This window comes from Agarivorans sp. Alg241-V36 (genome assembly GCF_900537085.1).
Classification (GTDB): Bacteria; Pseudomonadota; Gammaproteobacteria; order Enterobacterales; family Celerinatantimonadaceae; genus Agarivorans.
The window spans coordinates 135757-149539 of record NZ_UNRE01000005.1 but is presented as its reverse complement, the minus strand read 5'-3'; the positions used below and the strand labels follow the sequence as shown (position 1 = coordinate 149539).

9 protein-coding genes are annotated in these 13783 nt (G+C 45.9%); 5 read left to right on the top strand and 4 right to left on the bottom strand.

The window, feature by feature from the left end; all coding sequences use genetic code 11:
- Window positions 1-116: 116 nt before the first annotated feature.
- The 4 genes from rep to G6R11_RS12675 all read left to right on the top strand — a co-directional run bounded on the left by rep (window position 117) and on the right by G6R11_RS12675 (window position 9868).
- Complete coding sequence (gene rep, locus G6R11_RS12690) at window positions 117-2144, top strand: DNA helicase Rep (RefSeq protein ID WP_163133452.1); 2028 nt, start codon at window positions 117-119, stop codon at window positions 2142-2144.
- A 196-nt stretch (window positions 2145-2340) separates the two neighbouring features.
- On the top strand, window positions 2341-3441 hold the full coding sequence (locus G6R11_RS12685) for a phosphotransferase (protein WP_163133451.1): 1101 nt from the start codon (window positions 2341-2343) through the stop codon (window positions 3439-3441).
- A gap of 275 nt (window positions 3442-3716) precedes the next feature.
- Window positions 3717-6722: an alpha-amylase family glycosyl hydrolase gene (locus G6R11_RS12680; protein WP_163133450.1), complete on the top strand. Its 3006-nt coding sequence runs from the start codon at window positions 3717-3719 to the stop codon at window positions 6720-6722.
- Window positions 6723-6796: 74 nt separating this feature from the next.
- The gene (locus tag G6R11_RS12675; RefSeq protein WP_163133449.1) at window positions 6797-9868 is read left to right on the top strand and encodes an alpha-amylase family glycosyl hydrolase; all 3072 of its coding nucleotides are present in this window, start codon (window positions 6797-6799) and stop codon (window positions 9866-9868) included.
- Window positions 9869-9935: 67 nt separating this feature from the next.
- Here G6R11_RS12675 and G6R11_RS12670 read toward each other — a convergent pair whose 3' ends face one another.
- Window positions 9936-10568, bottom strand: coding sequence for an ABC transporter substrate-binding protein (locus G6R11_RS12670; RefSeq protein WP_163133448.1), 633 nt, complete (start codon window positions 10566-10568; stop codon window positions 9936-9938).
- 585 nt (window positions 10569-11153) lie between these two features.
- On the opposite strand from G6R11_RS12670, the gene G6R11_RS12665 reads away from it, so the two are divergent.
- Complete coding sequence (locus G6R11_RS12665) at window positions 11154-12344, top strand: ROK family transcriptional regulator (RefSeq protein ID WP_163133447.1); 1191 nt, start codon at window positions 11154-11156, stop codon at window positions 12342-12344.
- A 60-nt stretch (window positions 12345-12404) separates the two neighbouring features.
- Here the strand turns inward: G6R11_RS12665 and G6R11_RS12660 are convergent, their stop codons facing one another.
- Genes G6R11_RS12660 through G6R11_RS12650 form a run of 3 tightly spaced genes read right to left on the bottom strand, consistent with a single transcriptional unit; the run spans window position 12405 to window position 13552 of the window.
- Complete coding sequence (locus tag G6R11_RS12660) at window positions 12405-12824, bottom strand: DUF6691 family protein (protein WP_163133446.1); 420 nt, start codon at window positions 12822-12824, stop codon at window positions 12405-12407.
- Entirely contained in the window at window positions 12817-13236 is a 420-nt protein-coding gene (locus G6R11_RS12655; protein WP_152783135.1) for a YeeE/YedE family protein, read from the bottom strand. The genes G6R11_RS12660 and G6R11_RS12655 overlap by 8 nt, the downstream gene beginning before the upstream one ends.
- 19 nt (window positions 13237-13255) lie before the next feature.
- The gene (locus G6R11_RS12650; protein ID WP_016401955.1) at window positions 13256-13552 is read right to left on the bottom strand and encodes a metalloregulator ArsR/SmtB family transcription factor; all 297 of its coding nucleotides are present in this window, start codon (window positions 13550-13552) and stop codon (window positions 13256-13258) included.
- Window positions 13553-13783: the final 231 nt, after the last annotated feature.

Genomic DNA, 13783 nt, shown 5'->3' with positions numbered 1-13783 from the left:
TAATTGTTCATTTTACAAAATCTTACTTTTGTTAAAGAGTATCAAAACGGTAATGCGGCGTAGATCAGCCCTGCCTGATCAGCTAAAATGCACGCCCCGTATAGAAGGAAAGCTCCGTGAAGTTAAACCCCGCTCAAGATAAAGCCGTTAGTTATGTGTCTGGCCCTTGCTTAGTACTAGCTGGCGCAGGCAGTGGTAAAACACGGGTAATTACCAATAAAATCGCGCATTTAGTGCAAAATTGCGGCTATAAAGCGAAAAACATTGCGGCGGTAACCTTCACCAATAAAGCGGCCCGCGAAATGAAAGAGCGGGTGGGTCAAACCATGGGGCGCAAAGAAGCGCGAGGCCTACGGGTATGTACTTTCCATACCTTGGGTTTAGACATTATTCGTCGTGAGTACCGCAGCCTTAAGCTAAAACCTAACTTCTCACTGTTTGACGATCAAGACCAAATGGCCTTGCTCAAAGAGCTCACCGAAAAAGAGTTAGAGGGCGATAAAGACTTACTCAAGCAACTGCTTAGCTGCATTTCTAACTGGAAAAATGATTTGGTATTACCGGCGCAAGCGGTAGCCAAAGCAACCGGACAAAGCCAACAAGATCAATTGTTTGCTCAAATGTATCAAGCCTATCAGCGTCAACTTACCGCTTATAACGCGCTAGATTTTGATGACTTAATTCTAATGCCTACCCTACTGCTCACCCACGATGCAGCGGTACGCAAACGTTGGCAAGATACCATTCAATACCTATTGGTGGATGAGTATCAAGATACCAATACCAGCCAATATCAATTGGTTAAGTTAATTACCCAAGAGCGAGCCTGTTTTACTGTAGTTGGCGACGATGACCAGAGCATTTACTCTTGGCGCGGTGCTCAGCCTAAAAACTTGATGCAGCTGCAAACAGACTTCCCAGCTTTAGAAGTTATCATGCTGGAGCAAAACTATCGTTCCACCCAGCGAATCCTCAAGTGCGCCAACATTCTTATCGAAAACAACGAGCATATATTCGAGAAGTCACTGTTCTCAGAGCTCGCCTATGGCGAACCACTGAAAATTCTATTTGCTAAAACTGAAGAGCAAGAATCAGAGCGGGTAGTCGCCGAACTGATTGGCCACCGCTTTATGAACAATGCCAATTATCAAGATTACGCCATTTTGTACCGCGGAAATCACCAGTCTCGCTTGCTCGAAAAAACCCTAATGAACAACCGTGTGCCCTACAAAATTAGTGGTGGAACCTCGTTTTTTGCCCGTACCGAAATCAAAGACATCATGGCCTATTTGCGAGCGCTGGTGAATCAAGATGATGATAACGCCCTGCTGCGTATCATCAATACACCACGTCGCGAAATTGGCCCTACTACCCTAGAAAAAGTAGGCACCTATGCCAACGAGCAACAAATTAGTTTATTTGCTGCAACTACTCATATTGCGATGACCAGCATTCTGCCTACCCGCGCGCTTAATGCAGTGAATGAATTCAGCCAGTGGCTACTGGCTTTAGCCGAGCGAGTAGAACGGGGCGATGCCCAGCAAGCTGTACGTGACATGATCCGCGATATTCACTACGAAGATTTTCTTTACGAAACTAGCCCCAGCCCAAAAGCTGCCGAGATGCGCATGAAGAATGTCTCGGAGCTGTTTCGCTGGGTCAGTGGCATGTTGGAAGGTGATAACGACAACGAGCCAATGACCCTGCCCCAAGTGGTTAATCGACTGATTTTGCGTGACATGATGGAGCGAGGCGAAGAAGACGAAGAAAGCGATCAAGTTCAGCTAATGACTTTGCACGCTTCAAAGGGTTTGGAATTCCCTTATGTCTATCTCATCGGCATGGAAGAAGGTCTATTGCCTCACCAAAGCAGTATTGATGAAGACAATGTGGAAGAAGAACGCCGATTGGCTTATGTGGGCATTACCCGTGCTCAACGCGAACTCACCTTCACCTTAACCAAAGAACGCCGTCAGTTTGGCGAACTAATCAAACCAGAACCAAGCCGCTTTTTATACGAGCTACCCCAAAACGATTTAGTGTGGGAGCAACGCCGCAAAAAAGAAACCGCCGAAGAGCGCCAAGAAAAAGGCAATAAAGGCGTTGCTGCACTGCGGGCCGCTCTTAACAAAAATAACAGTTAGAATTCCTACAATCCTGCTAATCAACATTTCTGGGTAACATTTAAGATCAAGGATCTTAAATGTGATCCTGCGCCAATTACCTTCCAAAGGCGCAAGATATTTGTGACCGAAACGGTTTTCATCCCATAAAAGCGCCTTACTCCACGGTTTTATGAGAATAAACTCACAAAAAAGTAATCAAGGATGGAGAGTACTGATGAATGCATTGGTTGAACAACGTCAACAAGCTCAACTGCATTTTCAACAAGGTGAGCAGAATATTATAGTGGGTGATGCCACTGCCTGCCCCTTGCCGCCAGAGCAACTGCTGGCTTTAGAAGCAGACTCTCCCTATGTAGTGGAAGTATTTGAAGGTGGTCTCACCGCTATCGTTTACCACCTATGCATTAATGGTAGACACTACAACTTTAAAAAGCGTCGCCCGCAAGCCTTAGTACACAATGTTGATGGCGAAACCTCCTTCCTCAACGAAGTGCAGCGTCGTCGCGACATTCAAGCACTTAAAGACCAACCAAGTACCGCCAAAGCTTATCAACATATTGTTACTACCCTTTACGCCAACTATCGCCTTGGTTTTATTTTGTCACCGTGGATTGAAGGCAAACCACTATGTAGCTTTAGCCGTGAGATTTTTAGACAAATTTTCGATACTCAATTCGCTTTAGAGCAAGCTGGCTTAATGGAATGGGATTTGTCTCCTGGCAATATTATTTATGACGGCCGACAAATCCATCTGTTCGATTTTGGCTACATGTACCCTTACGATCCCTTAGAGCACTTTAATAGTGATGGTTTAGCGGCGCCCGATTTTCATGCGGTAGAACGTTTAGAAACCCGCAATGTATTTGGCTACTTGCTGCGCTATCAAGATGTAATGACAGCTGCCGATCAGCTGGCGATTTATCGAGAGTTAAAAGAAGCGGCGCTGGATGTTTATACCCAAAAGCTGATTTGGCTAAAACAAAACTATGCGCAGCCAACCATCATTCAGTGGCAAACAGCGATCATTGAACGCTGGGAATATGCACTAGACAACGAACGTTCACTGAAAAACCTATTTATTGCCGAAAGCTTCCGCTCACACTGTTTGGATATTGCCGATGATATTAGCGGTAAAAGCTGTACACCAATGACCTTAAAGCGCATCGACAAAGTCATCACCATGGCTGCCACGGTTTACTTGCAACTACAAAACAACGGTGCGCTATTGTTTGATAACGCAGAACTGGAACAAGTAGACCTAATCAAGAAGTACCAAAGCTACCGCCAACTAGCTGCTGAATACCAACAGAAATAAATCATACAATTCAAACTGTTAAGCTTTATTTACAAAGGCATCAAGTTATCTTGATGCCTTTGTGATGAGAGGCTCACACTTCTGTACATTTTTTATCCTTTCTTTATGTTTTTTCCCTAACATTGTTATGGCCATGGCCAGCACAAAGATCTGCGCTGTGGCCAAACAACTATAACAATGATTAAAAATCACCAACGTTGAGCGAATTTACAAAATTTTCGCCATAACCGGGTGGTTAAAAATACAGCAAGAAAAACAGTATAAGGAAAGGATCCATGAACAAGTTAACAATCGCTCTCGCAGGGGCGACGTTGCTGTCTGCGCCTGTGGCAGCCGAATGGAACTTTAGGGGTACGCCAAACCAATGGCAATCCACGCCCCTTGCAGTAGTTTCAGGAACCGAATACACCACTTGCCAAACTTTTGGTAGCAACGACCCACGCTTTAAAATCGATCGCTTTGGCGACTGGAACGAAGCCTATCCAAGTACCGATGTACGGGTTGATGCTAACAAAAGCTATAACATCAGTTTTTTTAGCGACAGCAAAAACATAAGCACTACAGAAGTGGCTAGCTGTGGCGAGGTAGTACCACCAGAGGATAGCTGGTTTTATCGCGGCACTTCAAATGGCTGGGCTGCAACCGCTATGGCCAGCAGCGACAATATAAACTTCTGTACTACCCAGAGCTTTGCTAACGAAAATCCGCGTTTCAAAATCGACCACTATGGCGATTGGAACGAAGCCTACCCAACGGCGGACTTTATCGTAAGCGGCAATGCTAGCTACCAAATTTGTTTTAACGCCGATTCAAAACAAATTACCGCTACTCCAACCACAACAGAAGATACTCAAGCACCAACGGTTAGCGCCAATCCAGCTGCGGGTTCTTACACTCAAACTCAGCAAATTAGCTTGAACGTAAGCGATAACCAAGACAGCGACCCCATCATCTACTGCACTACCGATGGCTCTATACCCACTCAAGCTTCACCGCAATGCAACAGCGCAAGCTTTACCGCTAGTGATGTGGTAGCTGACGGTGTTGATTTAAGCCTAAAAGTACTCGCTGTAGATGCATCGGGTAACTCTGCGGTCAGCAGCTTTGATTACACCATTAGCGATGCTCCTGCCGATACTTGGTATTTCCGCGGTACGCCTAATGACTGGCAAACCACCCAAATGACCACCAGCGATGGTGAGAACTACTGCACCACTCAAAGCTTTGGTAGCAATGATCCACGCTTTAAAGTGGACCACTTTGGCGATTGGACTGAGAACTACCCGAGCGCCGACGTGACGGTTAATCCAGATACCACTTATGAGATCTGTTTTAATGCCACCAGCAAGCAAGTGACCACTAGCGAAATTGAAGGTGAAGATACTAAGGCCCCAGTAGTCAGTGCTTCTCCATCGGGTGGCAGCTACACCACTGCCCAGCAAATTAGTTTAAGTGTGACTGATAACCAAGACCCAGCACCTAAACTTTATTGCACCACCGACGGCAGCCTGCCAACCACTGCACTTAGCCCATGTAATCAGCAAAGCTTTACTGCAAATGATGTAGTCAGCACAGGCATAGATTTAGTGCTTAAAGTGCTAGCAGTTGATGCCGATGGCAACCAAGGTATTAGCACCTTTAACTACACCATTGACCCTACCATCATTACCAGCGGCGACTTCCGTGAAGAGAATGTTTACTTCATTATGACCGACCGCTTCGCCGACGGTGATACCAGTAATAACAACATCTGGGGTGACGAGTACTTACCCAATGGTGAGGCTGATAAGTACAATACCAACACCAGCAAAACCGGTCCTTTGTCTTACTACCACGGTGGTGATTTCCAAGGCATTATCGACAACCTCGATTACATCCAAGACATGGGCTTTACCGCCATTTGGATCACTCCGGTTGTGAAACAGCCTGAAGGCCGCCGTTTTAACGCCAGTGACGACTATGAAGCTTCAGCCTTCCATGGTTACTGGGGTTACGACTTCGACAAAATTGACCCACACCTACACTCTTTAGGTAAAGACAACGACGGTTGGGCCGGCTTTGATGCCCTAGTGGATGCACTGCATTCCCGTGGCATGAAAATCATGCTCGACATTGTGGTAAACCACGGTCAACCCGGTCAATCGGTAGTTGGCTCTAAGAGTAAGTGGGCCGACCGCGCGCTTGAAATCAAAATGGATGGGCAAACCTGGAATTGGGAAACCAATGACCCTTACATGGATGGTGCAAAAAATGGCTTCTTTAGTTATGCCAGCACCGGAAATACTTGGTTAATCGACCTGCTTGATTTTAACGAACATGGCGACGATGACCAAAACGCAACCAAGCACTTAATTAACGTGTATAAACGCTTTATCGACCACGGTGTAGACGCCTTCCGTATTGATACTGTGTCGTACATGACGGCAGATTTCTGGGAACGATTCACCCTAGAAATGGACGCTCATGCACGCAGCTTGGGTAACGATAACTTCTACATGGCGGGTGAAGCCTGGACCGGCGATCGTAAGTCGGCGGTAGATCTTATCTACAACGGCCAAGGCAAAAAATTCCACATGTTGGACTTACATGGTTCATCCATGGACTTCCCAGGGTGGATGGGCAAAGCCTTTAGAGGCGAAGCCGGCTTTGACGATGGCAATGGCTATGCGCGTATTGCTGGTGCCGATGGTGATGCCTCAGGTATTTACGACCCAACTTATCTGGCTACCTTTGTAGATAACCACGACGTTACTCGCGCCAACGGCGTGCTTAACGAAACGCAATACCTCAACAACCTGAACTTTATCTACTTGTTCCGCGGTTTACCGGTGGTGTTTTATGGTACCGAGGTATTGTATTCAAGCTGGCCTCACTACATCACCACTACTGAGAAAGATGACGTAGTGGCACGCTGGATGTTGGGTTCTGAGGGGATTAACTACGCTAAAACCAATCAGCCAACCCTCTACAAGCACTTAAAAATGCTTAACAGCCTACGCAGCTCATCTGAAGCGATTCAAAAAGGTCAGCAAATCGACCTATTGCTAGATGGCGATCATGCTGCATTTGCTCGTGATAACGGTGCAGCCGTGGCTTATGTCGCACTCACTAAAGGCAGTGGTTTTAGTTATACCTTCAGCAATATTGCTAATGGTAGCTATCGCTTAATTACCCCAAATACCGATGCAGCCAGCTATAACGAGGAAATCGTTATAGTGAGTGGCAGCAGCTACTCGGTGGATGTGCCAGCCAACAGCTTTGTGATTTTAGATAAACAATAAATCTCAATTATTCCACCTAGCCATAGTGCCCAAATGCCGTGGCTAGGTGCATTAACTATGGAACAGTTAATATCATGAAAAAGACAGCATTAGTCATCGGCTTACTGGCAGCAAGCTCTGCCGCTCAAGCCGATTGGTTTTATCGAGGCACCAGCAACGGCTGGACCACTAGCGCCTTAGAACTGGTCGCGGGTAGTGAATATCGCACCTGCCAAAGCTTTGCAGATAACGACCCACGCTTTAAAATTGACCGCTTTGGCGATTGGAACGAAGCCTACCCAAGCGCCGATGTTCGTGTAGACGCCAACAAAAACTATGAAATCCGCTTCTTTAGCGACAGCAAAAACATCACTACAACTGAAGTCGCCACCTGTGGCGATATAGAGCCGCCAGAAGACCGTTGGTTCTATCGCGGTACCTCTAATGGCTGGGCTGCCACAGCAATGACAAGTACAGATAACGTTAATTTCTGTACCAGCCAAAGCTTTGCCAACGATGAACCTCGCTTCAAAATCGACCATTACGGTGACTGGAACGAAGCCTATCCAACGGCTGATTACACCGTAACCGGCAATGCCAGCTACCAAATTTGCTTTAACGCTAGCTCAAAGGCCATCACAGTAACACCAGACAATGTGCCAGATACTCAAGCGCCAGTAGTTGTAGCCACCCCAGCAGCCGGCTCTTACACCGAGGCTCAGCAAATCAGCTTGAGCGTGAGTGATAATCAAGACAGCTCACCGTTGATTTACTGCACCACCGACGGCTCCACGCCAACAGCGGCATCAAGCCCATGTAACGACGTAAGTTTTACGGCCTCTGATGTTGTTAGCGATGGCGTAGATTTAAGCTTGAAGGTATTTGCCATCGACGCCAGTGGTAACTCTGCGGTAAGCAGTTTCGATTACACCATTAGCGATGCGCCAGCAGATACTTGGTATTTCCGTGGTACGCCCAATGATTGGCAAACCACCCTAATGACCAGCAGTGACGGTAATAACTACTGCACAACCCAAAGCTTTGGCAGCATCAATCCACGCTTTAAAATCGACCATTTTGGCGATTGGACTGAAAACTACCCTGGCGCAGACGTATTAGTAGACGCTAACTCTACTTATCAAATCTGTTTTGACGCCACCACCAAAACAGTAAACACAGTTAAACAAGGCTGCGAACCCAATTGTGCAACAGAAACTGAAACCCTTGGTGCAGTTTACTCACCACAAAGCACCACCTTCTCGATTTGGTCACCAGATCATAGCAATGTGAAAGTGCTAGTTGATGGTGTAGAGCATAGCTTGCAAGCCGTGCCAGACTTCGCCGGTTACAGCCAAGTCTACCAAGTGACCGTAGATGGTGATTTACACCTAAAACCTTACACCTTTCTAATCAACGGTGTTCAAGTACGCGACCCCTACGGGAAAATGGCGCAGCCAGGCACTGGCGATTATGAAGCCATTAACATTGTAATGGATATGTCACGTACCGAACCAGTAGGTGGCTGGGCTGCTCGTCCTGCCTTAATTGAACGTGAAGATGCAGTGATTTATGAAGTGCACGTACGCGACTTTACTATCGACTCAAGTTCAGGCGTGAGTGCGGGTCACAACGGTAAATACTTGGGCATGGTTGAAACAGGTACCAATATTAACGGTGTTAAAACCGGTATTGACCACCTAAAAGAGCTAGGCGTTACCCACGTTCAGTTATTGCCGGTATACGACTTTGCCACCTGTGATGGCCTGCCAGACAGCGACCCTTGCTACAACTGGGGCTACGATCCGCGTAACTTTAACATTCCCGAAGATCGCTACTCAGCCGTTCCAACCAACTATGAAGAGCGCGCTCGTGAATTTAAAACCATGGTTAATGAATTCCACAAAGCTGGCATTCGAGTAATTATGGACGTGGTCTACAACCATACCTACGATGACGAAATGTTTGAGAACATCTCTGGCCAATACTATACCGCCACCGACTTATCAGGCACTGGCAATTCAATTAATGCCGACGTGCCAATGGTAAGCCGAATGATCCAAGATTCTTTAGCCTACTGGGTAGACGAATATGGAATTGATGGCTTCCGTTTCGATTTAATCGGTATCTTCTCTTATCAAGAAGTTGAGAAATGGGGACGCCACTTAAACGACAACTTTGCTGACCGCAAGTTATTGATTTACGGCGAACCGTGGAACGGCTATGCCACCGATCCGCTGGAAGGCCAACGCGTGCGCTACGGCACCACCCACCATATGGCCGACGAACATATCGGTGTATTTAATGGCGCCTACCGCGAATCATTAAAAGGCTCTAACGATGATACTCGCACCGGTTACATGTTTAACAATGTAGATGCTGCTGAGTCTGGCTGGGCAATTTACGATGGCTTCCAAGGCTCTCCGTATAATCCCAACGACGGCCGCAACAGCACGTGGTTCCGCAATTATGCGGCTGACCCAGAGCAAAGCATTAACTACATTTCGGCCCACGATAACTTTGGCCTGTGGGACAAAGTCTACTTAAGCACCTCAAGTAATGTGCAGCAAAACAGCTCACATCAGGTGATTAGCTTTAATCCTCCTAGCGATTTAACTTACCCTAAACGGGTGGTTAACTTTGGTATGGGCATGATACTTACCAGCCAAGGCATCCCTTTTGTGCACGCTGGTGATGAGTTCCTTCGAACCAAAACCAATAATCAGCAAATTAGTAATCCTTCGGCTTGGAACTACGGCGCCCATGGCGGTACTCACAATACCTACAATGCCCCCGATAGCTTCAATGCCATTCGCTGGTCGAACAAAGCGGATAACTTGGCCACCTTCAATTACTTCCAACAGTTAATTGAGCTGCGTCGTAAGCATGCAGGCTTGCGCATGAATACCAGCCAAGAAATCAGCCAATACCTTAATGTGAGTCGCCCTGATCAGTTTGCTGGTCAAGTGATAACCGGACACATCACCGATCCAAGCGATAGTCACAACCTGTTTATTGTGTATAACAGTGGCAATAACCAAACAGTAAGTTTGCCTGCAGGTAACTGGACCAAAGTGGCTGATGCCAATGGCGCAGTTAACAGCGGTAACGTGTCTGGAAGCACAGTGGTAGAAGGCACTGCGGTAACGCTATTTACTCAAGCTAAATAAGCGCTACGCTAAACCTTAAAACAAAGCCCAAGCAATTAGCTTGGGCTTTTTAGGTTGGTTAACAAGGCTACTTACACACGGCTAATGCAGCATTAAATCGAGGTAAAAAATCAGGGTGCTTGTCTAGCCAACTGGGTGAGAAATACCCCGATAAATTAGCTTGGCTAAGGTGGCGTGTTTCAATCTTGCGGGTAACGTGGCCGTGATCTTTTTCGTTTTCGTAGATCTCAAAAGGCGCAACAATTGCGTCAATGCGCTCTAACTGCATTAATTCAAATAAGATGTGGTAATCGTAGCGGGTAAGTACATTGGGATAACCATGCTTGGTGAGCCAGCTGTGCATCGCCGAACCATGCAATACGCCTATTTGTAGTTCTTTCATTGCAGGGCTGTGAAGTTCGGCATCAATAGTTTTCACACTAAAAAGGCTGCGATAAGTCACAATCAGTGGCTCGCTAGCAGTAGCGAAACTATCTCGTTCCGCAGTGCGGTTTAACACAAAAACACCATCAAATTTGCCAGCCTGCAGCTCTTTAATTGCTCGGTTAATCGGCCTTACTTCAACCTGATAAGCTTGCCCCATCTCAATCAAGCTGCATTGCATTAGGTCGATCATTGAGCCACTTAAAGCATCGCCATTCACCACTTGATAAGGTGGTAAGTGGTGAGTAGCCAAGCGCAGGGTATCTGCTTGGCTCAAGCTAGAACCAAGCAGTAACAGACCTAAGCAACACCATCGCTTGCACTTCACCAGTTAATGTCCCTTAACAATTCAAATAGTTGCTCTTAAATATTAGTAGTTTAGTGGGCCCTTATAGCTTTTTTTTGAGCTCAAGGGTGTTTTTTCAGAACGTGACCGCAGGCACGCTTAAAAAATCTGTTAATAGAACAACCAAGTTTCATAATTTCTTATAACAAATTTAACGCATAAGCTTTAAGCATCTTGAACATTTTTTCAGCAAATGTGAGCAGTAGGGCTGATATGTTTAAGTGCGAAGTGAACGCCGTTCTCTTCAGGCCTAGTAACGTATCAATGCGTTACTAGTAGCATTTTCCTTTCCTTTCTGGATGAATTACCAAGACCCGCCTTTTATGGCGGGATTTTTTTGCTTGATGCCCAAGTTTAATTACAATATTGTCACTATCAGCTTTGAGACGCTTAACCCAGCCTTTGACAAGGAATTTAGATAAGCGTGACAGAAATAACAAATCACCAAGAAAGAGATTCTTATTCCCTTTAAAACGCGTATTTTTGACATGGAAGTAGTTACTTAGCCAATTTAGTATGAAAAAAATTACCGATACCGAGTTAATTAGAAGTGCCAACCGCCGAGATATTATTCAAACTCTGCGTCTCCATGGTGAATTGGCACGTGTAGAAATTGGCGACCACACCAAATTAAGCCCTGCGACCATAACGTCTATCACCTCAGAATTGGTTCAGCAGGGAATAATTATTGAACAGAGTGTGGTGCTAGATCCCAGTGGCGGCCGTGGTCGTCCCAAAGTAAAACTACAGCTGAATAAACAAGCCGCCTTTTACCTAGCCATAAAGCTGTCGATTAACGAAGTTCGCTTTATGCTTGGCGATACCTCTGGCACCATCGTTGCGCAAGCTACCCAAGCAATGTTAACGGTCACGCTAAACCAAGAACAGCTGGTAGACGCCTTAGCTAAAGCCATTGAAGAATTTATTCAGCAACATGAGGTTAAACGCAGTAAATTGCGTGGACTTGGATTAGCAGTGCAAGGAGTAATAGAAACACAAGGCAAAGGCATATTGTGGAGCCCTGCGATAAAAGGCAAACAACTCGATTTAGTTGAACAATTGCAGCTTAAATGCCAGCTACCGGTATTTATTGCCAACGACGCCAACTGCCTCGCCGTTGCTTTAACTCAACTACCAAAATACAGCAAACTGGATAACTTAGTGGCCATTCAACTAGGTTATGGTGTTGGCATGGGGCTGATTGTTAATGGCGAGCTCTATCAAGACGCCAGCGCCGCCACTACCGAATTTGGCCATACCAAATTTAGTTTAAACGGTCCGCAGTGTCGTTGTGGCGGTCGAGGCTGCATTGAAGCCTATGTAGGTGACTACGCCATTTACCGAGACGCGAGTGCCATTTACAACTTGCCGCCAACCGACATGCTGCACCCTTCAGAAAAACAGATGCTCGATCTGAATAAACTAACCGAGCAAGACAATCCTGCAATGGCGCAAATTTTCTCCCAAGCAGGTACTGTATTAGGCATGGGTTTGGCCAATATTATGGCACTGTTTAACCCGCAAAAAATTGTTATATCCGGTCCTGGGATCCGCGCATACGAACACATGAAAGAATCGATGCAGCGTACCTTAAACGACAACCTACTGCCCTACCACAAAGGTGAGAACGTAGTGGAAAAACATAACTGGGATGAAGACATGGCCGGCCTTGGCATGATAACTATCATGCAGCAACATACCGACTAAACAAGCATTCAACAAAAAGGGAGCTTTAAGCTCCCTTTTTTAGTTGTTAACGCTCTTAGCTTAAGCCCGCGAGAATATACGCTTACTTAAGTAATGCCCCAACAACATGCTCAATAAGAACCAATAAATAGCCGCCTCACCACGCAATAAACTGGCCACTGCCGGCCCAGGACAAATGCCCACCATACCCCAGCCAATGCCAAAGATAATCGAGCCAATGATCAGTTTAGGGCTAATGGTTTTAAGCGTAGAGCATTGAATCGCCTCGCCATTTACTGCATGGCTTCTCGGTTTAATCAGCAAATGATAAAAAGGTACAAATACCAGTAAGGCGCCGCCTATAACAAAAGCTAAGCTAGGATCCCAATTACCGCTTACATCTAAAAAGTTAAGCACTTTATAAGGGTTAACCATTTGCGACACATTCATGCCCAAACCAAACAATAAACCGGTGATTAAGCCAACCACTACTTTAAACATAAGCACCTCCTGCTAACCAAACCACAGCCGCAGCACTAAGCATAAATACCATCGTGGCAACGATAGAGCGCAGCGAAAAACGGCCAATGCCGCAAATGCCGTGGCCACTGGTACAGCCATTAGCTAGCTGGGTACCAACGCCAACCGCAAAACCACCAGCCAGCAGCCAAGTTAATGAATAGTTGGGTAAAGCGGCTTCGCTTAAACCCAGTAAGGGGTTAAACAATAGACTCGCAGCCATCGCAGCAATAAACGCTACTCGCCATGGCCATTCACTCTTTGATGCACCAAAAATCCCGCCTAATATGCCGCTAATACCACCTGTACGGCCACTAAGCAGCATTAGTAACGATACCGACAGGCCTAACAACATTCCGCCAACTAAGGCGCTCCCAGGGCTAAATTCGGTCATTAATCTCTCCACTATTTAATCAATTACAAAATTGCTGCTGCAAACTAGCTAACAAGCTTTTCACTCTAGTGTCAGCCAAGGAATAAAACACCGTTTGCGCCTGTTTACGCACCGCTACCAAGCCTTGTTCTCGCAGCACTTTTAAGTGCTGAGAAAAAGCAGATTGACTCTTGTTACTGTGAGCCAATAGCTCCCCTACACTCATTTCCCCATCACACAATAAACACAACACAACTAAACGATCTGGATGAGCAATGGTTTTGAGATAGTCGCTAACCACACTAGCTTGCTCATGCAACACTTCATGACTTTGCATACACACCTCCTCGATAGGTTGAATTATACGAGCACCATTAAATTAGTCAAATCTAATTTAAATAAAACTTAATTAGATTCTTGCAATTTAGATTTATCTAATATAAATTAATAGCCAATGACTAATGAGCAAATCAGTCACTAACGATCCACATCAATTGTTGAGTGACAGAACTTGATTAAGCTTTTGCTCATTCTCTAACAGAAAAGAGTTTTTAATACTGGAGACAAG

Coding starts and splice junctions, on each gene's coding strand:
- G6R11_RS12660 (WP_163133446.1), bottom strand. CDS start 12,824: ATGTTTAAAGTAGTGGTTGGCTTAATCACCGGTTTATTGTTTGGTTTG.
- G6R11_RS12665 (WP_163133447.1), top strand. CDS start 11,154: ATGAAAAAAATTACCGATACCGAGTTAATTAGAAGTGCCAACCGCCGA.
- G6R11_RS12655 (WP_152783135.1), bottom strand. CDS start 13,236: ATGACCGAATTTAGCCCTGGGAGCGCCTTAGTTGGCGGAATGTTGTTA.
- G6R11_RS12680 (WP_163133450.1), top strand. CDS start 3,717: ATGAACAAGTTAACAATCGCTCTCGCAGGGGCGACGTTGCTGTCTGCG.
- G6R11_RS12685 (WP_163133451.1), top strand. CDS start 2,341: ATGAATGCATTGGTTGAACAACGTCAACAAGCTCAACTGCATTTTCAA.
- G6R11_RS12675 (WP_163133449.1), top strand. CDS start 6,797: ATGAAAAAGACAGCATTAGTCATCGGCTTACTGGCAGCAAGCTCTGCC.
- G6R11_RS12650 (WP_016401955.1), bottom strand. CDS start 13,552: ATGCAAAGTCATGAAGTGTTGCATGAGCAAGCTAGTGTGGTTAGCGAC.